23 protein-coding genes and 1 pseudogene are annotated in these 21804 nt (G+C 66.2%); 7 read left to right on the forward strand and 17 right to left on the reverse strand.

Annotated elements, in window-relative coordinates; all coding sequences use genetic code 11:
- Positions 1 to 61: 61 nt before the first annotated feature.
- Positions 62 to 739: a helix-turn-helix domain-containing protein gene (locus ACFO0J_RS17110; RefSeq protein WP_376814298.1), complete on the reverse strand. Its 678-nt coding sequence runs from the start codon at positions 737 to 739 to the stop codon at positions 62 to 64.
- Between the two features lie 110 nt (positions 740 to 849).
- Between ACFO0J_RS17110 and ACFO0J_RS17115 the strand changes: the two are divergent.
- Positions 850 to 1479 (forward strand): annotated as a pseudogene (locus ACFO0J_RS17115) (YqiA/YcfP family alpha/beta fold hydrolase); the annotation flags it as partial.
- A gap of 102 nt (positions 1480 to 1581) precedes the next feature.
- The gene (locus tag ACFO0J_RS17120) at positions 1582 to 1914 is read left to right on the forward strand and encodes a GNAT family N-acetyltransferase (protein WP_376814376.1); all 333 of its coding nucleotides are present in this window, start codon (positions 1582 to 1584) and stop codon (positions 1912 to 1914) included.
- Positions 1915 to 1932: 18 nt separating this feature from the next.
- On the opposite strand, the gene ACFO0J_RS17125 is transcribed toward ACFO0J_RS17120, so the two are convergent.
- Together ACFO0J_RS17125 and ACFO0J_RS17130 are read right to left on the reverse strand one after the other, a co-directional pair.
- A complete protein-coding gene (locus tag ACFO0J_RS17125) occupies positions 1933 to 2214 on the reverse strand; it encodes a helix-turn-helix domain-containing protein (protein ID WP_376814299.1) in 282 nt (93 codons plus the stop codon).
- Entirely contained in the window at positions 2201 to 2521 is a 321-nt protein-coding gene (locus ACFO0J_RS17130) for a transcriptional regulator (protein ID WP_376814300.1), read from the reverse strand. The genes ACFO0J_RS17125 and ACFO0J_RS17130 overlap by 14 nt, the downstream gene beginning before the upstream one ends.
- 333 nt (positions 2522 to 2854) lie before the next feature.
- On the opposite strand from ACFO0J_RS17130, the gene ACFO0J_RS17135 reads away from it, so the two are divergent.
- Entirely contained in the window at positions 2855 to 2980 is a 126-nt protein-coding gene (locus ACFO0J_RS17135) for a hypothetical protein (RefSeq protein WP_376814301.1), read from the forward strand.
- Between the two features lie 46 nt (positions 2981 to 3026).
- Positions 3027 to 3401, forward strand: coding sequence for a hypothetical protein (locus ACFO0J_RS17140; protein ID WP_376814302.1), 375 nt, complete (start codon positions 3027 to 3029; stop codon positions 3399 to 3401).
- A 19-nt stretch (positions 3402 to 3420) separates the two neighbouring features.
- Here ACFO0J_RS17140 and ACFO0J_RS17145 read toward each other — a convergent pair whose 3' ends face one another.
- The 11 genes from ACFO0J_RS17145 to ACFO0J_RS17195 all read right to left on the reverse strand — a co-directional run bounded on the left by ACFO0J_RS17145 (position 3421) and on the right by ACFO0J_RS17195 (position 13303).
- The gene (locus ACFO0J_RS17145) at positions 3421 to 4101 is read right to left on the reverse strand and encodes a hypothetical protein (protein WP_376814303.1); all 681 of its coding nucleotides are present in this window, start codon (positions 4099 to 4101) and stop codon (positions 3421 to 3423) included.
- Positions 4102 to 4167: 66 nt separating this feature from the next.
- A complete protein-coding gene (locus ACFO0J_RS17150; protein WP_376814304.1) occupies positions 4168 to 5364 on the reverse strand; it encodes an RCC1 domain-containing protein in 1197 nt (398 codons plus the stop codon).
- 14 nt (positions 5365 to 5378) lie between these two features.
- Positions 5379 to 6401 carry a DUF4424 family protein gene (locus ACFO0J_RS17155; protein WP_376814305.1) on the reverse strand — a complete coding sequence of 341 codons (1023 nt, stop codon included), beginning with the start codon at positions 6399 to 6401 and terminating at the stop codon, positions 5379 to 5381.
- Positions 6398 to 7711 (reverse strand): lysozyme inhibitor LprI family protein, encoded by a 1314-nt coding sequence (locus tag ACFO0J_RS17160; RefSeq protein WP_376814306.1) that lies wholly within the window; start codon positions 7709 to 7711, stop codon positions 6398 to 6400. Before ACFO0J_RS17160 ends, ACFO0J_RS17155 begins: the two co-directional genes overlap by 4 nt.
- A gap of 22 nt (positions 7712 to 7733) precedes the next feature.
- Positions 7734 to 8282 carry a hypothetical protein gene (locus tag ACFO0J_RS17165; protein WP_376814307.1) on the reverse strand — a complete coding sequence of 183 codons (549 nt, stop codon included), beginning with the start codon at positions 8280 to 8282 and terminating at the stop codon, positions 7734 to 7736.
- Between the two features lie 95 nt (positions 8283 to 8377).
- Positions 8378 to 9283 (reverse strand): hypothetical protein, encoded by a 906-nt coding sequence (locus ACFO0J_RS17170; protein WP_376814308.1) that lies wholly within the window; start codon positions 9281 to 9283, stop codon positions 8378 to 8380.
- 120 nt (positions 9284 to 9403) lie between these two features.
- Positions 9404 to 10171, reverse strand: a complete 768-nt coding sequence (locus ACFO0J_RS17175; RefSeq protein WP_376814309.1) for an ABC transporter ATP-binding protein — start codon at positions 10169 to 10171, stop codon at positions 9404 to 9406.
- 5 nt (positions 10172 to 10176) lie between these two features.
- Positions 10177 to 10887: a histidine ABC transporter permease HisM gene (hisM, locus tag ACFO0J_RS17180; RefSeq protein WP_376814310.1), complete on the reverse strand. Its 711-nt coding sequence runs from the start codon at positions 10885 to 10887 to the stop codon at positions 10177 to 10179.
- Positions 10884 to 11573, reverse strand: a complete 690-nt coding sequence (locus ACFO0J_RS17185; RefSeq protein ID WP_376814311.1) for an ABC transporter permease — start codon at positions 11571 to 11573, stop codon at positions 10884 to 10886. The genes hisM and ACFO0J_RS17185 overlap by 4 nt, the downstream gene beginning before the upstream one ends.
- A 109-nt stretch (positions 11574 to 11682) precedes the next feature.
- Positions 11683 to 12471 carry a transporter substrate-binding domain-containing protein gene (locus tag ACFO0J_RS17190; protein WP_376814312.1) on the reverse strand — a complete coding sequence of 263 codons (789 nt, stop codon included), beginning with the start codon at positions 12469 to 12471 and terminating at the stop codon, positions 11683 to 11685.
- A 160-nt stretch (positions 12472 to 12631) separates the two neighbouring features.
- Positions 12632 to 13303, reverse strand: a complete 672-nt coding sequence (locus ACFO0J_RS17195) for an LOG family protein (protein ID WP_376814313.1) — start codon at positions 13301 to 13303, stop codon at positions 12632 to 12634.
- Between ACFO0J_RS17195 and polA the strand changes: the two genes are divergently transcribed.
- Positions 13302 to 16022 (forward strand): DNA polymerase I, encoded by a 2721-nt coding sequence (polA, locus tag ACFO0J_RS17200; RefSeq protein WP_376814314.1) that lies wholly within the window; start codon positions 13302 to 13304, stop codon positions 16020 to 16022. The two genes, ACFO0J_RS17195 and polA, sit on opposite strands and share 2 nt — an antisense overlap.
- 51 nt (positions 16023 to 16073) lie before the next feature.
- Here polA and ACFO0J_RS17205 read toward each other — a convergent pair whose 3' ends face one another.
- Together ACFO0J_RS17205 and htpX are read right to left on the reverse strand one after the other, a co-directional pair.
- The gene (locus ACFO0J_RS17205) at positions 16074 to 17729 is read right to left on the reverse strand and encodes a Na/Pi cotransporter family protein (protein WP_376814315.1); all 1656 of its coding nucleotides are present in this window, start codon (positions 17727 to 17729) and stop codon (positions 16074 to 16076) included.
- Positions 17730 to 17745: 16 nt separating this feature from the next.
- Complete coding sequence (gene htpX, locus ACFO0J_RS17210) at positions 17746 to 18621, reverse strand: protease HtpX (RefSeq protein ID WP_376814316.1); 876 nt, start codon at positions 18619 to 18621, stop codon at positions 17746 to 17748.
- Between the two features lie 98 nt (positions 18622 to 18719).
- Between htpX and ACFO0J_RS17215 the strand changes: the two genes are divergently transcribed.
- Complete coding sequence (locus tag ACFO0J_RS17215) at positions 18720 to 19637, forward strand: DMT family transporter (RefSeq protein ID WP_376814317.1); 918 nt, start codon at positions 18720 to 18722, stop codon at positions 19635 to 19637.
- Entirely contained in the window at positions 19634 to 20497 is an 864-nt protein-coding gene (locus tag ACFO0J_RS17220) for a sulfurtransferase (protein ID WP_376814318.1), read from the forward strand. Before ACFO0J_RS17215 ends, ACFO0J_RS17220 begins: the two co-directional genes overlap by 4 nt.
- Here the strand turns inward: ACFO0J_RS17220 and ACFO0J_RS17225 are convergent, their stop codons facing one another.
- On the reverse strand, positions 20498 to 21628 hold the full coding sequence (locus ACFO0J_RS17225) for an aromatic ring-hydroxylating oxygenase subunit alpha (protein ID WP_376814319.1): 1131 nt from the start codon (positions 21626 to 21628) through the stop codon (positions 20498 to 20500). It abuts the gene before it with no gap.
- Between the last annotated feature and the right edge of the window lie 176 nt (positions 21629 to 21804).

Here is a 21804-nt window from a genome sequence, read left to right on the forward strand (position 1 = left end):
TCGTCGTTTCAGGGTCTGCTCCCGCTCATTCAGCGCCCCCCTGGATGGGGGGAAGCGGGCGCTAGTCTGTCGTGTCTGCCTGTCGTATCGCACGCGCCCCCGTGCCCCGGTCGCGCCGCAGCGCGTAGGCCAGGGCGCTGCCGGAACGGTAGCCGACCCGGGCGGCGGCGACCTCCAGCGTCGCGCCCTGCGCCAGCATCCGGCTGGCGGTTTCCAGCCGCAGGGTGCGCAGATGGTCGCCCGGCGTGCAGCCGGTCAGTTCCAGCAGGCGGGCATGGAAGCGCTGCGGGCTGAGGTGGAACAGTTGCGCCATGCGAGCGGTCGGCCAGGATTCATGCAGCGCTGCGGTCAGCGCCGCGTCCAGGCGCGCCAGATCCAGGCCCCGGCGCGAGGACAGCACCGTGGGCAGATCCAGCAGCAGGGCCAGTTGCCGTCCGGCGTCTGCGCCGCCCAATGCACGGCAAGCGGGCGTCAGGGCAAAGCGCCGCAGTCGTTCCAGACCGGCCGATTCAGGCGCGTCGATCACCAGGATGCGGGTGCCGGGTCGCGCGCAATAGGCATGCCGGGCGCCCGCCGGGATCAGCATGCCGCAGGACGGATCGGCGAACAGCGCGTGTCCCTCGACCTCCAGATCCATGCGGCCGGCCAGCGGCGCCATGATCTGCGCATGGTCGTGCGCGTGGACGTGGGCTTGTCCATCGTAAGTGCGCAGCGTGCTGACCGGTTCGAGAAGCGGCATGGGCGTGGAACGGCGAGAGAGATCGGAATGAGAGAATCTTACTGCTTAAAATGATGTTCCGGCTCCGACGCGCGCCGCCGGGCGCCCGGAACGCCGCGCTGCGCCTCGTCATGATTCTCTACCTGCACGGATTCCGCTCCTCTCCCGCTTCCCTCAAGTCCCGCCTGATGGCTCAGGCCATGGTCGAGCGCGGCCTGGAGGCGGATTGGTGTTGTCCGCAACTGCCCGCCAGTCCTGCCGCGGCGCTGCAACTGGCGCTGGATCTGGCGCAGAACGGCCTGAAAACCTTGGGTGCCGAGGGCATGAACCCAGGCATGGTGCAGGGGCAGGCGGGTGCGGCAGCGGATCGTCTCACCGTCATCGGTTCGTCCCTGGGCGGCTTCTACGCCACCTGGCTGGCCGAGTGCCTGGGCTGCCGTGCCGTGTTGCTCAACCCCGTCGTTCATGCGGCGCGCGACCTGGCGACCCAGGTCGGCTCGCATCGCACCTTCCACGGCGACGAGCCGTTCGAATTCCTGCCCGGTTATGTGGATGAACTGGCGCGGGCCGAAGCCGACATCCCGGTCCTGACGCGCCCGGAGCGCTATTTCCTGCTGGCCGCCACCGGCGACGAAGTCCTGGACTGGCGGGAAATGCAGGCCCGTTTCGCGGGCAGCCGCCAGCGCATCATCGAAGGCAGCGATCACGGGATTTCGGATTTCGCCGACTGGCTGCCCGAGGTGCTGGATTTTGCTTTAGGTGATGCCGCGACAGCGCATCATCGCGTCGTCACCGGCAGTTGGGATGCGCTGGGCGAAGCCGCCGGCCGCATCCGCCTGGAAGTCTTCGTCGAGGAACAGCAGGTGCCCCTGGAAGAAGAACTGGACGTCCGCGACGCGCAGTGCCTGCACGCCATCGCCTATGACGCCGACGGCCAGGCCGTGGGCACCGGCCGCCTGCTGCCCGATGGTCATATCGGCCGCATGGCCGTGCGCAAACCCTGGCGCGGACAGGGCGTCGGTTCGCTGTTATTGATGGCTCTGGTGGACGCCGCCCGCCGCCGGGGCGATGCCGAAGTCGTGCTGGATGCGCAACTGCATGCTCGTGCCTTCTACGCCCGCCACGGTTTCGTGGAAGAGGGCAAGACCTTCATGGACGCGGGGATGCCGCATCGGGTGATGCGGTTCAGGTTTTGAGGGGTGTTGACCCCCATTTTACGCAGCTAGCTCGCGCAACACCTGAGGATGGCGCACGGCAACCGCCAGCAGCGTCTGTGCCGCGCCCGATGGCTTGCGGCGACCCTGCTCCCATTCCTGCAAGGTGCGTACCGATACCCCCATCAGCCGGGCGAACTGTGTCTGCGAAAGTCCGGATGCTTCGCGCGCTTGCGCCACGGGGGAATGCACCACTGTACCCACGCCGGCTTTCATTTGCTTAACCGACGCCAGCAGCTTGCGCCCAAGTTCCTCGCCCGTCATGTTTTCACTTTTCGTCATTTTCCAGTGCCTCTTTGATGGCCTTCAGGATGTGCGCCGGGATGTTGCCGCGTACAGTCTTGGCATAGATCACCAACAAGTAGATCAGGCCGTTTTCCAGGCGATTGAAGTAGATCACCCGCACTCCGCCACGTTTGCCCATGCCGGGCCGCATCCAGCGTACCTTCCGGCAACCGCCGGACCCAGGGACGACATCCCCTGCCTCTGGACGCTGCGCCAACCAGGCGCAAAATTCGCCACGCTCATCTTCTTGCCAGATGGCCTTTGCATCGGCGCTGAAAATCGATGTTTCGATGATCGTATACACATTGGATTATACGTCAGAGACGTATTTAAAGAGAATTAGATGGGGGATATGTCGGTGATGGCGACCGTGTCTGAGCATGGGGCGTCAACTCTTGAGACAACACCTGTGGGATCCAGGGGGAGAGAGGGAGTGCTTGCGGGTGGGCATGACAGGCTTCCTGATTCGAGAAACCTCATTTTGGAGATGGCTCTGCCGCTCCGCCAGACTGGGAAATCCTATTGGATGAAAAGGTTGCAGAGATGAAGTCCGCTCGGCACGTTTTGATGCGACACATCATGTCGTCCCTCTCCGATAGCATGGGTTTGTGGACATCACGAAACCTGGGAGCTGACCATGAGAAACCTGCTGGCTGTGATTGGCTTGTACGCCGTGTTGCGCAAGGGCTGGGAACTGTACGAACACTACGAAGCCATGCGCGAGGAGAACGAGTATCTGCGCAGGAGGAAGGATGAGGACTGAATGGTTACAGTGAACGTCGTCCAATCAATCACTCGGGGAACTTATCGTGTTCGATTTTAAAGAGACGGCAGATAACTTCAGAAAATCCGGGGATGAGCTCGTTGACAACAGCCTGCCCAAGGTTCAACGTGTCCTCGAAGGAGTCCTAGAAAATTCCATCACACAGGCGGCTACCCAGCTCGATCAGGCAGCCGGCAACAACATCCTGATGCTCTCCGGCGAACTGCATGAGCAGATCCAGTTCGCCAAGTGCGAGTTCGACGACACGATCCGCGTGGCGAAGGTCGAAATAGTGGATGCTGTCGAGACTTCGCTACGGGGCTTCAGAAAGCACGTGATCGCCCCCTTCTGGATGCTGATGTTTGTCTTTGGCGTCGTGATGGCGGGACTTGCCGGTTTCGTGATCGGCCATGGGTGGTAATCATCTTTTTGAACGGCCCTCACAACTCCTTCAAAATCTCTGTCTGCCGCGCCTGATAGGCGTTGTCGTCGATCAGACCGGACTCGTGCAGTGCCTTCAGTTCGCCCAGACGAGCCTCCAGGCTGCCTGTCCGGCGGGTTTGAGTTCCGGCAGAGCGGGCTGAGGGCGGGGCGCCCGTAGACGGCTGGGCAGCGGCGGCGCCGGACGGCATGCCTTGCGGGCTCAGGTCCTTGGGTTTGATCTTCACAATCCGCAGGCCGAAGCGGCCGAGCCACATCGTCACGGTCATCAGCAGGGCGCTGTAGAGCAGGCCTGCGTACAACAGGGTCAGAAAGGTCACGGTTTCCTGGTGACCGTCGGGCAGCAGGCAATAGTATTCACGGACGACGCCATGCTGCCCTGGTCGGTAGGAATAGCCCTGGGAAAACAGTTCGAATTGGCCTGGAGCGGGGCAGGACAGAGGGGCGCCGATCATCGTGATGGTGGGAAAGATGACCCCCAGGCCGATGCTGAGGAACACGATGCCGATGAAGCACCAGCCGAGCGCCACCGTGATCAGCCCGAGCAGGATTTTGCGCAGCGCCTGGGCGCGTGCTCCGGTGGGCTGTTCGCTGGTGTACAGCAGGATCCTCAGGGCGAAGAACGCCCAGGAACCCAGCAGGAACCAGGCGATCCAGCGCAGCAGCAAGTCCAGGGTCATGGTGTCGTCTCGGGTCAAGTCAAAGTCTGAACGTTGCTGTATCGCGCGGGCAAGGGCTGCCGGGCGTCATGGCGTCGCGGGCAAAGTCAGGGCTTGAAAGGCGGACACGCTTTGCGTGCCCTGGCCGAGGCCGATCTGCCCGGAACCGTTGCTGCCCGTGACCCAGACCGAGCCATCGGTGCGCAGCGCCAGGGTGTGGTAACCGCCCGCGGCGATGGCCGCCACCTGGTCCAGCACCCGCGTGGGTCGCCGCAGCGTGTCGGTGTGGCCGCTGCCCAGTTGGCCGCTGTCGTTGTAGCCGAACGCCCACAGCACGTCGGCCGTGTCCAGGACCAGGGAATGGGCGCTGCCGGCGCCGATGGCGCGCACGCCGTCGCGCAGCATGAAGGGCGTCTTGCGGTTGATGCTGTCGCCGTCGCCCAATTGGCCGCCGCCGTCGAAGCCGACCATCCACAGGCTGCCGTCGGTCTTGAGCATCATGCTGTAGCCGTTGCCCGCGGCCATGGCCTGCACGGATTCCAGCATGCGGACCGGCTGGGTACGATTGGCGGTGCCGCCGTCGCCCAGTTGGCTGTTGGTATTGTGTCCAACGCCCCACAAGGCGCCGTCGTTCGTGAGGATCAGACTGTGGTCCGGGCCGGCGGCGACGGCATGCACGCCGTCCATGATCTTGACCGGCGTGCGGCGCGACTCGGTGTCGCCCGTGCCCAGTTGGCCGTAGGTGTTCAGACCGAAACTCCACAGGCTGCCGTCGGTTTTCAGCACCAGGCTGTGGGCGTCGCCTGCCGCCATGGCGGCGACGCCGTCCATGATGCGCACGGGGGTGTGCGCGTCGTTGGCGCTGCCGTCGCCCAGTTGGCCGGAATCGTTATCGCCGCAGACCCACAGGCTGCCGTCGGTTTTCAGGATCAGGCTGTGCCTGCCGCCCAGCGCGACGCTGCGTACGCCGCTCAGGGTCTTGATGGGGGTGCGTTGAATGGTGGCGTCGCCGTCGCACAACTGGCCGTCGCTGCCGTTGCCCATGGCCCAGAGCTGGTGGTCGTTGGTGAGCAGCATGCTGTGCATGCCGCCGGCGGCAATGTGGGTGAGGGTCATGGCCGATGTTCCGGTGCTTGAAGCCGCGTTTGAAGTGGTGGTTGCGCCGTCGCCCCAGAGCAGCAGCGGGATGAGCAGGGCCGTGGCGAAGGCGATGCCGGGCCTTCGGGGGGCGGACCCGTCCCGGTCGTGATACGGACTGTCGTGCGCGTCGTTCGTGTCGTTCATGGGTTCTGCATCCTTCAGTCGTCAGGCCAGCCATCGGGGCCCATGAAAAACAGGGCGTCGACGGTGCGGCCGGGCGTGACGTTGCGGGCCTGCCATGTGAAGGTGCTGGGCGAGGTTTTTTTGGCGTCGGCCGGGCAGAATGCGACCAGGTTTGGGGACGCGTACTTGTCGACCTTCAGGCTGTACCGCGCGGCGGCGGGCGGGGGCGGAGCGCCTTTGGGGGCCAGGACGTGCATGACGGCGTAAAGCTCGTACCCGGCGCCGGAGCCGGCAAGACGAAAGAACGTGCGGCGCCACGCCTCGTCGAGGCAATAGGTCCGGTTCGCCCAGCCGCCGGCGGCGATGGGCGGAAAATTGTCGAGATTGATGTCGCTCCAGTAGAACGCGTCCGGGTTGTAGTGGATCTCGACGCGGGTTTCGCCCGGCTCGAACACCTGATCCCAGGTGTAGCGGACCTGATAGTTCCAGTTGGCGGCATCCAGGCTGAGCAGGCCGCGCGCCTTGAGCATGGCCTGGGTTTGCGCCGGCAGGTGGGACCAGGGGGCCTCGTGGTTCAGGTCGTAGAGCAGCGGCACGCCCGCGTCCAGCAAGATCCGCGTGACATCCTGGCCGTCCTGGAGCGCCCGGCCCCGGCCGGTCAGCATCAGCGGCGCGCCATTGACGTGCACGGACAGATTCATGTAATTGACCGGCTTACTGTCGGCGGCCAGCCCCTCGGCCATGCCGCCGCCGTCGAGCAGGCCGACCACGTCGGGACTGGCATCCACCGGCATTTCGGGCAGCTCGAAACGGAACGGCACGGTGTGACGCTGCGCGCCCTGGAAGACGTAGCTGAGCGTGACGTGGCGCGGGTTCATCGTGATGTCTTGGCGGGTGATGCGTATGCCGGCGGGCAATGTGAAGATCGGGCCTTCGACGGCGTTCGAGCGTATCGCCGCCTGGACGGGGGTTGCCGTTTCCGCTTCTGCGGGCACGGCCTGCAGGCAGGCCGACAGCAGTGCGATGCCGCAGCCGGCGGCCAGTCGTCGCGGGCTCATGGGCGTGCCTTGGGCGTCGTCAGGTGCGCCAGGCAGAAGCGTTGCGGCGCGCTGTCGTTCTGCGCCGTCAGGGACTCGTCGCCGCAAGCGTTGCGCGTGGACCAGACGAGCAGGCTCTGATCCGCGGAGCGCGCGTAGGGCTGGTCGCCGCGCGCGGTGCCCGCGATGCGCCGATCGCCGTGCGTGGCCAGGTCCAGCAGGATGATGCCCGTGTCGGCCGCATACGCAATCTGCGACCGGTGCGCGTCAAACAGGAAGGACCCCAGCTCCCACGATCCCCAGGCCGCCCGGTAGACCGGCGCCCCGGGAGGGGGGCGTTTGCGCGTTCTCAGTTCGATCGTGCCGCGGCCCAAGTCGACGGTCCAGACCAGGAAGTCGTGGTTGCCGCGCAGCACGCTGATCGCGTCCTGGTCGCCTGCCGTCACCTCGTCCGGATCGATCGCCTCGGGTTCGGCGGCCCGGTCGAGCAGGGCCTGGATGGCGTGCGGCACGGTCTCCAGTTTTTGCCGGCCGGCCATGGTGGCGGCATAAACGGCGCTGGCGTTGCGTTCCGGATTGCCGCTGCCATCCGGGCCCCAGAGCGTGACGTGGGCGTACAGCGTGCCGCCCTGCCAGGCCAGTGCCTGGATCGCCATCGGTGCGTCGTCGGGGTGGGGCTGCTGCTGGTCAGGTCGGGGCGTGGCCTCGACGAGCGTGCCGTCGGCGACCCGGTAGAGCCAGACCTGATCGGGCAGATCGATTTCCTGGCTGGGCAGCAGGATCGCCAGCAGGGTGCCGTCGGGCGAGACCTGGATGCCGGCGATGCGCAGGTCGGACTCGACCTGGATGTCCGGGCGGGCCGCGAGTAGCGGCGCCAGGGCGAGCGGCGCGATGGTCGAGGGCAGCAGCGGCGGGGCGGCCAAGTCCTGCAGCACACGGCGGCGGTCGAGGTACACCATGTCCAGGCAGTCGTAGGCTCGTTTCGCCGGCGGGCTGGAGGCGCTGGACAGTTCCTTGAACGAGCGGTCGGCGATGCAGCGGCGGTCGCGTTCGCGCACCCAGTCGCGTTGCTGCTGGATGAGATCATCGCGGGCCGGGCCGACCGCCGCCGCCTTGGCCGCGGCGTAGGCGCGCGACAAGGCCAGATCCTGCCAGCGCAGCACAGCGTATGCGCAGATGAAGCGGTCGACCGGCCGTTCGGCCTTGGTGCAGTCAAAGCCGGCGGGGATGCTTTGCGCCGCCGCAGCCGCAGGGAGCGTCCCGAAAACGCCCAAGGCGAGCAGGCCGCCGAGCGCCGCCTTGGCGAACCTGGAGAGGACATGCCGGTTCATGATCATCGCCCCTATCGCGTCGCTACTGAGCGGCCCCGGATTTGCCGGATGGCTTGGCCGCATCGCAGGCGGCCAGCAGCGTGGCCGCCGGTTGGGCGATGCCGGCCAGGGGATAGCGTTCGGTGTGGCCCTTGATGGTGACGGCCAGGTCGCCGCTGGCGCTGAGCACGTGGCGCAGGGTGTCGTTCAGGGGTAGATCGGCTTGAAAATCCGCGCCGCCCGAATCCTGATTTTCAAGGCCGGTGGCGGAAAACTGGATGTGCTGGCCGCCGGCCTGCAGGCGGATCGGCAGTTTCTCGCCCGGACGGGCGCCGCTGTTCTCGTCCTGAAGGTAGATTTCCACGGCCTTCTCGCCCGGCGCGCATGCGAACATCATGATCGTGTAGTCGCTGTGCGGAACACCGTAGACGAGGAGCGTCTTCTGGTCGTAGTTGTCGTGGTACCAGCGGGGATCTTCGTCGTCCTGCGCGGCGGCGGGCCAGGCCGCCAAGGTCAGCGCCATCAGCGGGGCGATCAGGAAAACCCGGCGCAGGCAGGTTTGGAAGCGGGTGGCGAGGGTCGGCTGTGTCATGGGGGGCTCATGAAGGACTGGGGTCGAGGGGCTGGCAAGGTGTCATGGGGACCAGGAGCCGATGGGATCGAGGCGCTTGAAGAAGACCGCGACGCCTAGCCGGTCAACCATTTGACGGGCAGCGTCACGCATCTGAACGTCCAGCCGTTGGCCGTGATCAGTTTCAGCAGGGGATCGCGCATTTCCCGGATGTCGAATGTATAGCTGTAGCTGAGCTTGGGCACCGGACGGCCGTTCTCGATCTGGATGCCGTACAGCGTTTCCCGCTGGGTTTGGTAGAACGTGATGGCGCCCCATTGCATATAGAATGACATGCCTGCGCCGCCCACGCCGGCCGAGGCGCCGAACTGGGACTGCATTTCGCGCACCCGCGCCGTGTGGTCGGACTCGTCGAGGCGGATCGTCAGCCGGGTGAGTTCCGTGATCTTGTGCAGCCGCAGCAGGTCCAGCCAGGCGGCGTCGGCGTACTTCCAATCCACGATGATTTCATCCGGGCGCTTGCCGGGGGTGATGGTGAAAGGGAATTGGGCGCCGTCGTTGAGGGTCTGCAGGCGCTGCCGCAGATCCTGCAGGGGGATCGGGGGGGACCCCGGTTCGGGATCGAAGGTCATGGACCAACTGGACAGGCGGATGAAGACCAAGGCCATCACCGCGATGTAAGGCAGCAGGAACAGCAGCGGCGAGGGCATGCCCGGCGCGTCGAGGTCGTAGGCGTTGAGACTGAAGCTGGTATACGCCCGCGCGTGCATAAAGACGTTGCCGGGCAGGGTCAGCAGGACGAAGAACGTCAGGAAAAAGACGACGGGCCGCCGGTTGTCCGGCAGCGTGAAGAACAGGAATACCCCCGCCAGCGCGGCGCCCAGCAGAATGATGCCCAGCACCGCGCCCAGCATGTGGTCGTGGATGTCGGTGCGTTTCCAGGCGATGGTGATCAGCGACAGCGCCAGGATGACCGTGATGCCCATGGCGCCCAGCGCCAGGGCTGTGCCTTTGCCTTCCATGCCGCCCCCTTGTTGTTCTTGAAGGAAGTCTAGCAAGCGGCGCGCAAAAGCGATTCATTCAAATGAATGAATCTGCGGTGGAAGCGCTCAAGAAAACGGCGCCAGTGGCGCCGCGATGTACTATTTCAGGTTCCCTGACAAGAACTGCCGCAGCCGGGGGCTTTGCGGGTTGTCGAAGATATCGGCCGGGGCGCCGGTTTCTTCCGCCACGCCCTGGTGCAGGAACATGACTTGGGATGCCAGATTGCGGGCAAAGCCCATTTCGTGAGTGACGACCAGCATGGTGCGGCCTTCTTCGGCCAGCTTCTGCATGACTTTCAGCACTTCGCCGACCAGTTCGGGGTCCAGGGCGGAGGTCGGTTCGTCGAACAGCATGACTTCGGGTTCCATGGCCAGGGCGCGGGCGATCGCCACGCGCTGCTGCTGGCCGCCCGACAGGGACGAGGGATACTGGGTTTCGACCTTGGGGTCCAGGCCGACCTTGGCCAGGTAGTGGCGGGCGCGTTCGACGGCTTCGGCGCGGCTGAGCTTCAGCACCTGGACCGGGGCTTCGATCACATTGCCCAGCACGTTCATGTGCGCCCACAGGTTGAAGTGCTGGAACACCATGGCCAGTTTCGAACGCAGGCGCCGCAACTGGTCCAGGTCGGCGGCGTGGGGTTCGCCGTGCTTGTCCTGGACGATCTTCAGCAGTTCCCCGTTCAGTGACACCGAGCCCTGGTTGGGTTTTTCCAGAAAGTTGATGCAGCGCAGAAAGGTCGATTTGCCCGAGCCGCTGGAGCCCAGGATGCAGATCACGTCGCCGGCGTTGGCGGTCAGCGAGACGCCCTTGAGGACCTCGTTGTCGCCATAGCGTTTGTGGATGTTGAGTACGTCGAGTTTGGACATGGGGATCAGCGGTGGGCGCCCAGATAGGCCAGCGTGCGGCGTTCGAATCGGCGGAACAGTCCGATCAGTGTAAACGACAGGCACAGGTAGAGCAGGGCGGCAAGTCCGTAGGAGGCAAAGGTCTGGTAGGTGGCCGAATTGGCGTCGCGGGCCACCTTGAGGATGTCGGGGACGGTGGCGGTAAAGGCCAGTGACGTGGCGTGCAGCATCAGGATGACTTCGTTGCTGTAGGCTGGCAGTGCGCGGCGCAGGGCCGAAGGCAGGATCACCCGGCGGTACATGGCGAAGCGCGTCATGCCGTAGGCGCGCGCGGCTTCGATTTCGCCCGCGTTCGTGGCGCGGATGGCGCCGGCGAAAATTTCCATGGTGTAGGCGACCGTGTTCAGCGTCAGGGCCAGCACCATGCAGTTCCAGCCGGTCTGGAAAAAGGCCGCCAGCGGGGGCGTTTCCTTGATGAAATCCAGGCTGTAGATGCCGACGTAGATGAACAGGATCTGCACGTACAACGGCGTGCCGCGAAAGACGTAGCTGAAGATCCACAGCGGGACCGACAGCCAGCGGCGCGAGGACACCCGGCCCACGGCCAGGACGATGGAGATGAAAAAGCCCATCGTCACCGACAGCACCAGCAGCCACAGGGTGACGGCCATGCCCGACAGGCTGCCGTTGTTGGCGTACAGAAAAGCGCGCCAGAATTGTTCGAGTACGTCGCTCATAGCTGCACCTTGCGCACGCCCACGCTGTAGCGTCGGTTCAGCCAGAACAGAATGCCGTTGGACACCGTGGTCAGGGCCAGGTAGATCAGGCCGGTCATGCTGATGAACAGGAACACCCGGAAGGTGACGTTGCCGGCGTCCTGGGCGACCTTGACCAGATCGGAGAGGCCGATCAGGGACACCAGGGCGGTGGATTTCAGCAGGACCTGCCAGTTGTTGCCGATGCCGGGCAGGGCGTGGCGCATCATCTGCGGGAACAGCACGCGGCGAAAGACCTGGAATTCACGCATGCCGTAGGCGGTGGCGGCCTCCATCTGGCCGGCGGGGACCGCCATGAACGCGCCCCGGAAGGTCTCGGCGAAATAGGCGCCGTAGATGAAGCCCAGCGTCAGCACGCCGGCGCCGAAGGGGTCGATGTCGATCGGGTCCAGGCCGAGCAGATCGGTCAGCTCGTTCAGGTAGATCTGCATGCTGAAGAAGATCAGCAGCATCAGCACCAGGTCCGGGACGCCGCGAATCAGGGTGGTGTAGGCCGTGGCGACCAGGCGGGCGCCCCAGGAGGCCGAGAGTTTGGCCCAGGCGCCCAGCAGCCCCAGTCCCACGGCCACGGCCAGGGACAGCAACGCCAGTTTGATGGTGACCCAGGTCCCCGCCAGCAGGAGGGGGCCGTAGCCGTCTAGAAACATGGAACTTGGGAATGGACAGTGTGCCGCCCCGGCCTATACGCCAGGGCGGCACACCCGGATTGGGATGGGCCGGCCGCGCGGTCGGTCGACATGGCGCGGCGGCGCGGGATTACTGGGCGGGGAACTTGATCAGGCCCTCGGCGAAGTATTTCTTCGCGTAGCCCTGGATCGTGCCGTCGGCCAGCATGGCCTTGAGGACCTTGTCCACGTCGGCCTTGAGCGCGTTGCCCTTGCGGATGCCCATGGCGATGGGTTCGTTCAGGATCGGATCGTCCAGCGTCATGGCGGCGAGCTCGTAGCCGGCGCCTTCGGGCTTGTTCAGGAAGCCGTCGACCGCGCTCTGGGCTTCCTGGAAGGTGGCGTCCAGACGGCCGGCCGTGACGTCCACGTAGGCGTTGGTGTAGCTGGGGTAGGCGATGATCTCGGCGCCCTTGGGGGCCCAGTGCTTGCGGGCGTAGGTTTCCATCGTGGTGCCTTGCTGGACGCCGACGCGCTTGCCCTTCAGGGATTCGGCGGTGGGCTCCAGGCCGCTGCCTTTCTTGACCATCAGCTTGACCGGCACGATGTACATGGGCGTGGAGAAGTCGATGACTTTTTTCCGGGCCTCGGTGGCGGTCATGGTGGAGTTGGCCAGGTCGAACTTGCGCGCTTGCAGGCCGGGGATCAGGCTGTCGAAGGACATGTCGATCCACACGCAGTTGCGGTTCATGCGCTTGCAGACTTCGTTGCCGATGTCGATGTCAAAGCCTTCGAGCTGGCCGTTGGGGTTGCGGTATTCGAACGGAGGATAGCCGGCTTCGGTGGCGATCTTGAGTTCCTTGGCGTCGGCGGCGGAGCCGACAGCGGGGATCAGGCCGGCCGCAATCAGCAGTGCGGCGCCAAGCAGGGTGGTTTTCATCGAATGTTCTCCTGGGGAGTCGGGCGGCGGGTGACACCGGCCGACGGTAACAAGGCGTGATGTTAACCCAGGTTTTTGCCCGGGCGCATCCAGCGTTACCCTTAGGTCTGGTTCAGGTTTTTGCGGCTGCGCGGCCCGGGAACCGTGCGCGCGGCGCGATTCAGGTCGGCAGTGCGGGTTCGCGGCGCTGTTCGATCTGGGCGGCTTCCTGGATGTGACGGATGATTTCGTCGATATCGTCGGTGACCAGCAGCAGGTCGAGGTCGAAGGGGCCGATCATGCCGTGGGTCAGCAACTGGTCGCGGACCCAGTCCACCAGGCCGGACCAGAATTCCACGCCCACCAGAACGATGGGCACAGGCGGCTGCTTCATGGTCTGGATCAGCGTGATGGCTTCGAACAGTTCGTCCAGCGTGCCGAAGCCGCCGGGCAGCACCACGTAGGCCAGGCTGTACATGAAGAACGCGGATTTGCGCGACGTGAAGTATTCGAAGTGCAGGCTGTCGGTCTGGTAGGAGTTGTCGGCTTTTTCGCGCGGCAGGCGGATGTTCAGGCCGACGCTGCGCCCGCCCGCCTCGAAGGCGCCGCGGTTGGCGGCTTCCATCAGGCCGGGGCCGCCCCCGGCGATGACCGGCAGACCCAGTTGGGCGATGCGCGCGCCCAGTTCCTGGCCCGTGGCATAGAAGGGATGGTCGCGGGGAATCCGGGCGCTGCCGAAAAGGCTGACCCCCAGGCCGATTTTCTGAAAAGCGGCGGCGGCGGCGCTCATCTCTGCAATAATCGTGGGAATCTGTTGTTCAGCCGAAGTGCGTTTCGTCTTATTGTTTGTCATGAAAAAAACCTTGTTGCTCGTGGATGGGTCCAGCTACCTGTACCGCGCCTACCATGCGATGCCTGATCTGCGTAATGCGCGCGGCGAACCCACTGGAGCCTTGTATGGCGTCATCTCCATGTTACGGAGGCTGTTGCTGGATTACAAGGACGTGGCCACACACGGGGCCTGCGTGTTCGATGCGCCCGGCGGTTCGTTCCGGGAGACGATCTACCCTGATTACAAGGCCAATCGTCCATCGATGCCGGAGGATCTGCGCGCCCAGATCGGGCCGATCCATCAGGCCACCGCTGCGCTGGGCTGGACGGTGATTGTGGCGCCGGGCGTGGAGGCCGATGACATCATCGGGACTCTGGCGCGCCAGGCGGGCGAAAGCGACTTTTATACCATCATTTCGACGGGCGACAAGGATCTGGCCCAATTGGTCAATGACCGGGTCGAGCTGATCAACACCATGTCGGGCGAACGCCAGGACCGCGAGGGCGTGATCCGCAAGTTCGGCGTGCCGCCCGAGCGCATCATCGATTACCTGATGCTGATCGGCGACACGGTGGACAATGTGCCGGGCGTGGCCAAGGTCGGTCCCAAGACCGCCGCCAAGTGGCTGGGCGAATATGGCGACATCGACACGCTGGTCGCGCGCGCCGACGAAATCCGGGGCGTGGCCGGAGAAAACCTGCGCGCGGCGGCGCCGAATTTCCCCCTGACGCGGGACCTGCTGACCATCCGCCTGGACTGCGAACTGGAGGCCGGCTGGGAACCCGCCGCGCTGGACCTGCGCGCGCCCGACCACGACACCCTGGTGAAGCTGTACGAGAACTACGGGTTCCGGACCTGGCTGCGCGAGGAAACCGGCGAACCGGACCGCATCCCGGACCAGGACGCGCGCGTGGCGCACGAGGCTCCGCCCGCGCCTGACGCGGTGCAGTACGAAACGATCCTGGACGAGGCGGCGTTGGACGCCTGGCTGGCCCGGTTGCAGGCCGCGCCCCTGGCCGCCCTGGACACGGAAACCACCAGCCTGGATCCGATGGCGGCCCGACTGGTGGGGCTGTCGTTTGCCATCGAGCCCGGCCATGCCGCCTATATTCCGGTGGGGCATCGCGCGCCGGGCACGCCCGACCAACTGGATCGCGCCCTGGTGCTGGAGCGCCTGCGCCCCTGGCTGGAAAATCCCGCTGCGCCCAAACTGCTGCACAATGCCAAATACGATACCCATGTGTTCGCCAACGAGGGCGTCGCCCTGCGCGGGGTGCGGCACGACACGATGCTGCAGGCCTATGTCTTGCAGTCCCATCGGCGCGTGAACCTGCAGGACCTCTGCATTCAGTGGCTGGGGCTGACGGGCACGACGTACGAGGATTTGTGCGGCAAGGGCGCGCGCCAGATCGGCTTTGACGAGGTCGCACTGGACCAGGCCGCGCACTATGCCGCCGAGGACGCCGATTTCACGCTGCGCCTGCATCAGGTGCTGTACCCGCAGGTCCAGGCCGAAACGGGGCTGAATGACACGTATGAACTGGAAATCCGCGTCTCTGATGCCTTGACGCGTATCGAGCGCAACGGTGTGGCCATCGACGCCGGGGTGCTGGCCGCGCAGAGCCACGAACTGGGCCGGCAGATGATCGATCTGGAAGCCCAGGCCCACGTCCTGGCGGGCCAGCCTTTCAATCTGAATTCGCCCAAGCAACTGGGCGAGATCCTGTTCCAGCGCATGCAACTGCCCGTGTTGCGCAAGACGGCGGGCGGCGCACCGTCCACCGACGAGGACGTGCTGACCCGGCTGGCGGCCGACTACCCCTTGCCGCGCCTGCTGCTCGACTATCGCGGCATTGCCAAACTGAAATCCACCTACACCGACAAGCTGCCGCGCATGATCGACCCGCGCACCGGCCGGGTGCACACGCGCTACGCCCAGGCCGCCGTGGTGACGGGGCGGCTGGCCTCGTCCGATCCGAATCTGCAGAACATCCCCGTGCGCACCGCCGAGGGCCGTCGCGTGCGTTCCGCCTTCGTCGCCAGCCTGGGGCGGATCGTGTCGGCCGACTACTCGCAGATCGAACTGCGCGTGATGGCGCACGTGTCGGGCGACGAGAACCTGCGCCGGGCCTTTGCCCAGGGACTGGACATCCACCGCGCCACGGCGGCCGAGGTCTTCGGCCTGCCCCCGGATCAGGTCGACGCGGAACACCGCCGCGCGGCCAAGGCCATCAATTTCGGCCTGATCTACGGCATGGGCGAATTCGGCCTGGCCAGCAATCTGGGCATCACCCGGGCGGCGGCCAAGTCCTATATCGACCGCTATTTCATGCGCTATCCCGGCGTGGCCGACTACATGGACCGCGTGCGCCGCCAGGCCCGCGAGCAAGGGTATGTGGAAACCGTGTTCGGGCGGCGCCTGTATTTCCCCGAACTGTCCGGCGCCAAGGGGCCGCGCGCGGCCGCCGCCGAGCGTGCCGCCATCAATGCGCCCATGCAGGGCACGGCGGCCGACCTCATCAAACGCGCCATGGTGGCGGTGCAGGACTGGCTCGATGCCGAAGGCCTGCGCAGCCTGATGGTGATGCAGGTCCACGACGAACTGGTGTTCGACGCGGTCGAGGACGAAGTCGAGGTCCTGCGCGAACGGGTGCCGGCGCTGATGGCCGGGGTGGCGGAACTGGCGGTGCCGCTGGTGGCCGAGGTCGGGGTCGGTCCCGATTGGGGCGCCGCACACTGAGGGCAGGGGCGGCGTCGGCGCCATGCCGGATGCCGGACCGGCCCCGTCTCTTTATTCCGATTCGCGCAGCCGGTTGGGGCGCAGTTCGCCGTGGCGGTCCAGGACAGGGTAGGCCGCCGCATTGACCAGGCAGGCGTTCACCCCGCCCGCATCACGCAGGATTTCCAGGTAGAAGGCGCCGACTTCGGCCACGTCGAGGCGGCCGGTCTTGATGCGCTCCAGGTGGCGTTCGGACGCCCGGCTCTCCAGCGTGCGGAAGTGTTCCTTTTCAAACGCCAGGGCGCGGGCCGTGGCGCGGTCGCCCGAGACGAACAGGGCGGCGGCCTGGCGCAGATTGCGTTGCAGCCGCTCCAGGGTCTCGGCCAGTTCCGCGCGCTGCTCGGCGTCCAGCGTCCAGTGCTTCTTGTGCAGCTTGCCGGCGTGGCCCAGCAGGCCCATGCCGGATACGTCGGCGGCATAGGCGATGTTCATGGAAAAGGCCAGGATGGACTTCATGTACTGTTCGTCTTCGGCGCTGAGGCTTTCCTGGTCCTGGGTCGCCAGGTAAGTGGTCACCGAGCGGTCGAGCTGGCTGATGGCGCCGTTCAGGTAGCGCGCCTGGCTGGCGGCCCGGGGGTCCTCGCGCAGCAGGGCCTGCCCGGTCAGTTGCAGCGATTCGCGCAGCAAATCCGTCAGCCGCAGGGCTTCGCGGGCGGCCTGGCCCAGGGCCACGGCCGGGACTTCGCGGGCGGATTCGTCCAGATACTGGGGGCGGGCCGGGTCGTGGGGGTCGACGCGCAGCGGCAGCAGCCGCTGCAGCAGCCGGGCGTAGGGGCGCAGGGCGGGCATGAAGCAGCCGGCCACCACCAGATTGAACAGCAGGTGGAAGTTCGCCACGCCGTGCGAGGCATCGCCCAGCGCCGCCATGACCGTCCCGGCCCAGGGCAGCAGGGCCATGCCCAGCAGACAGCCGGCGACACGGGTGCCCAGATTGCCCATGGGCACGCGGCGGGAGGCCGGGTTGCCGTCGCCGCCGCCTTCCAGGACCGGGTTGATGGCGGTGCCCAGATTGGCGCCCAGGACCAGCGTATAGGCCAGTTCCGGCGAGACCAGATCGTGGTGCGCCAGCGACATGATCAGCACGACCACGGCGACGCTGGAATGCGAGGCCCAGGTCAGCGCCGCGCTGACCGCCAGGGCGATCACCGGCGCGCCGGCCAGCGCTTGCAGGGCGCTGCCCAGCAGCGGCGCGTTCTGCAGCGGCTCGAACAGGGTCACCAACTGGTGCAGGGCCAGCAGCAGCAAGCCCAGGCCGATCAACGTCCGTCCCAGGTCGCGGGCGCGGCCCGGCTCGTAGTGGCGGAACATCCAGACGCCGACGAGCACCAGGCCCGGCGCCAGGGCCGTCGGGTCGAAGGACAGCGCCTGGACGATCAGCGTGGTGCCGACGTTGGCGCCCAGCATGGCCGCCAGGCCCGGCACCAGGGGCACCAGGCCGTCCAGGGCAAAGCCGGTGATCATCAGGCCGGTGGCGGTGCTGCTCTGGATGGCGGCGGTGATCAGCAAGCCGGTGCCGAAGGCGCGCGGGGACGAGCCCATGGCGCGGCTCATCCACAGGCCCAGCGCCTTGCCGAAGGCCCGCTGCACGCCGGTCTGCACCATGTGCACGCCCCACAGCAGCAGGGCGACGTAACCGCCGAAAGCGATCAGGACCTGGAGTTCACGCACGTCTGACCCGATCGAATCAGGCCGACTGGCGGCGCAGGGCCTCGATGCGTTGCTCGATGGGCGGGTGCGAGGCGAACAGGGCGCCGAGGCCGCCGCCCGCGATGCCCGAGGCGGCGAAGGACTTGGGCAGTTCGCCGGCCTCGACCCCTCCCAGGCGGGCCAGCGCCCGGATCATGGGTTCGCGCGCGCCCATCAGGCGGGCCGCGCCCGCGTCGGCGCGGAATTCGCGCTGGCGGGAGAACCAGGCGACGATGATCGAGGCGAGGACGCCGAAGAGGATTTCGCAGATGAAGACGCTGGCGTAGTAGCCCATGCCCACGCCGCGCTCGTTCTTCAGCACGGCGCGGTCGATGAAATAGCCGACCAGGCGCGACAGGAAGATGACGAAGGTGTTGACCACGCCCTGGATCAGGGTGAGGGTCACCATGTCGCCGTTGGCGATGTGCGAGACCTCGTGGCCCAGCACGGCGGCGACTTCTTCCTCGGTCATGGACGAGAGCAGGCCGGTGGAGACCGCCACCAGGGAATCGTTGCGGAAGGCGCCCGTGGCGAAGGCGTTGGGCGCGCCTTCGTAGATGGCGACCTCGGGGCGGCCGATGCCGGCCCGGTCGGCCAGCTGGTGTACGGTGTTGACCAGCCAGGCTTCGCGCTGGTTGCCGGGCCGTTGCGGGTCGATGACCCGGGCGCCGGTGCTGGACTTGGCCATCCATTTGCTCATCAGCAGCGAGATGAACGAGCCCGTGAAGCCCAGGACCGCCGCGAACACCAGCAGCGCGACCGGGTCGATGCCGTTGGCGGTCAGGTAGCGGCCGACCCCCAGCAGATTCATGGTGATGTTGAGTACCAGCATGACCGCCATATTGGTCACGAGGAACAGGATGATACGTTTCATGGGGGCGGGGCTCCGCAGAAGGGACGACTAAAGAGGGGAAAAGATGCCCAAAGTGTATAGTATCGGCTTTCGGTTCGTATCCCTGTCTTTGGTGACGCATGCAGTCTTTGTGGATGTTGCTGGCCTGCGCCATGTTCGCCATGATGGGGGCCTTCGTGAAGGTTGCCGCCGACTTCGGCGCCACTTTGCCGGAAATCGTCCTGTTCCGGGGCATCCCCTCCGTCCTTGTCCTGTATGGCTGGGCGCGTTACACGCGGCGCACGGTCCGCCCGTCCAGTTGGCGCCTGCACATCTGGCGCAATCTCAGCGGCATCACCTCCATGTGGCTGGGCTTTTTCGCCCTGGCCCATCTGGCGCTGCCCACGGCGATCAGCCTGAACTACACGGCGCCGCTGTTCATCGCGGGCTGGCTGCTGTTTTTCGGCGGCGCCCAGCGTGATCCGGTGCGCGTGCTGGCGGTGCTGGCCGGCTTTCTGGGAGTGCTGGGCGTGCTGCGCCCCAGCATCGAGCACGACCAGTGGCTCGCCGCCCTGATGGGGTTGGGCGCGGGCGGGCTGGCGGCAATCGCCATGATGCAGATTCGCCAACTGGGCCAGATCGGCGAGCCTGAATGGCGTACGGTGTTGCTGTTTTCGCTGGGCGTCTGCCTGAGCGGCGGGGTCGGCATCGGGCTGCAGGGCTGGCGCACCAGCGATCCGCTGACCTTGCTGGCCCTGGTCGGGCTGGGCTCGGCGGGGCTGGTGGGCCAGTTGGCCATGACCCGGGCCTTCGGCTTGGGGTCTACCCTGTTGACGGCGGCGCTGCAGTACATGACCATCATCTTTGCCGCCCTGATCGGCGTCCTGTTCTGGGGCGACCGGCCGACGCCGCTGGCCTGGGCCGGCATGGCGCTGATCATCGGTTCCGGCCTGCTGTCGGTCTGGCGCACGTATACCGAGTCCCGCGCGCTGCGGGGCGAAGGCGCCGCGCGGCCCGAAGGCGCAGGCATTCCCACGAAGGAGGTAAACCCGTCATGACCGCATTGTTGATACAGCCCGATGCCTTGCGCGACCGCCTGGCCCGGCCGGGCTGCCTGGTCTTCGACGTGCGCCACGATCTGGCGGACCATCAGGCGGGCCGGCGGGCCTACGAGGCGGGCCACGTGCCCGGGGCCCTGTACCTGGATCATGAAACCCAGCTGTGCGCCCTCAAGACCGGGCGTAACGGCCGTCACCCCCTGCCGGACCGCGCCGATTTTGCCGCCCTGATGCGTGCCCAGGGCCTGACGGCCCGCACCGAAGTGGTGGTCTATGACGCCGGCAACGCCATGTTCGCAGCCCATCTGTGGTGGATGCTGCGCTGGCTGGGGCATGACGCCGTCTCGGTGCTGGACGGCGGCTGGGCTGCCTGGCAAGCGGCCGGCGGGGCGGTCGAGACCGGCGCGCGCGCGCCGTCCCTCAGCGAGGCCCAGGCGATCCAGGGCCTCACGCCTGCGGGCAAGCCGACCATGCCGGTGGTCGACGCCCGCGCCGTCCTGGCCAATCTGGACGAGCCGCGCTTTACGGTGCTGGACGCGCGGGCGCCCGAGCGCTTCAGCGGCGCGGTCGAACCCATGGATCCGGTGGGCGGCCATATCCCGGGGGCCTTGAACCGACCCTTTGCCCGCAATCTGGGGACGGACGGACGCTTCAAGCCGGCCGGCGAGCTGCGCGCGGAATTCGAATCCCAACTGGGCGACCGCCTGGACCACGGCATCGTGCACCAGTGCGGTTCGGGCATCACCGCCTGCCACAATCTGTTCGCCATGGAGCTGGCCGGCCTGCGCGGCTCGGCCCTGTATCCGGGATCGTGGAGCGAGTGGTGCGCGGATGCGGCCCGGCCGGTAGCGCGCGACTGATTACTTCATCATATGGCGGTACCAGGCATGGAAATGCGCCATGCCGTCTTCCAACGGGCTCTGGTAGGGGCCGCATTCGCTCTCGCCGCGCTCCATCAGGGCGCGGCGGCCCGCATCCATGCGTTCGCCGATCTCGTCATCCTCGATCGCGGTTTCCAGATAGGCGGCCCGCTGGGCCTCGATGAATCCGCGTTCGAAGGCGACGATTTCCTCGGGGTAGTAGAACTCGATCACATTGACGGTTTCCTGGGGGCTGACGGGGTGCAGCGTGGACAGCACCAGGACATGGGGATAGAGCTCGATCATGTGAGTGGGGAAATACGTCACCCAGACCGCCCCGAACTCGGGCGCCGAGCCGGACCGGTAGTGCAGCAGGCGGTCGTGCCATTGGCGGTAGACCTCGGTGCCCGGCTGTCCCAGAGCCTGGTGGACGCCGACCTTCTGCATGCTGTGGAATTCGCCGAACTCCCATTCCAGGTCGTCGCAGGTGACGAAGCGCCCCAGACCCGGGTGAAAGGGACCGACGTGGTAGTCCTCCAGATAGACCTCGATGAAGGTCTTCCAGTTGTAATGGCAGGGGTGGACTTCCACGTGATCCAGCACGTAGTCCGAAAAATCGAATTCCGGCCGTTCGAACAGACCGCCGATGTCGACCAGGGGGTCGCGCGCGCCTTCGAACAGCAGGCCGTGGCAGTTGCGCAAGGGGAAGTCCCGCAGCCGCAGGTCCGGTTTTTCCGGGAACAGCGGGGCGTTCAGCAACTGGCCTTTCGTGTCGTAGCTCCACTGGTGGATGGGGCACAGAATGCGGCCGCCCGTGCTGCATAAATTACCCGCTGCACAATCGGCATCCCGCCCGGTCTGGCTGCCCAGCATCAGGGCCTGGCGGTGGCGGCAGACGTTGGACAGCAGGCGCACGTCGGTGCGGTCGCGCAGCAGGACCCGACCGCCGCCTTCATGCGTCAGGGTGCGCCAGTCGCCGGGGTCGGGCACCATTTTTTCGTGCCCCACGTAGCGCGCGCTATGGTCGAAAATGTGGCTGCGCTCCCGCGCCAGGACGGCCGGGTCGAAATAGTGGTGGACCGGAAGCTGGCTGGCCAGATCCGCGCCGGAAGGGATGTAAGGGTTGGTCATTGGTTCCCCCCGCATGAATGAGACTGCCCGGAGCGCCGTCCGGACTCCCCGGCACGGCGCATGGCGCGGTCCGGGGCAGGGGCCGAAATTGTACCCCACCCCCGAACGCGGGGGCGGGGACGGTTTCGTGGTCCGGCGGGGTTCCCGTACAATTCAGTCTGGAATGCTCAGATGAA

Origin of the sequence: Castellaniella hirudinis, assembly GCF_042651965.1 — a bacterium.
Classification (GTDB): domain Bacteria; phylum Pseudomonadota; class Gammaproteobacteria; order Burkholderiales; family Burkholderiaceae_B; genus Castellaniella; species Castellaniella hirudinis.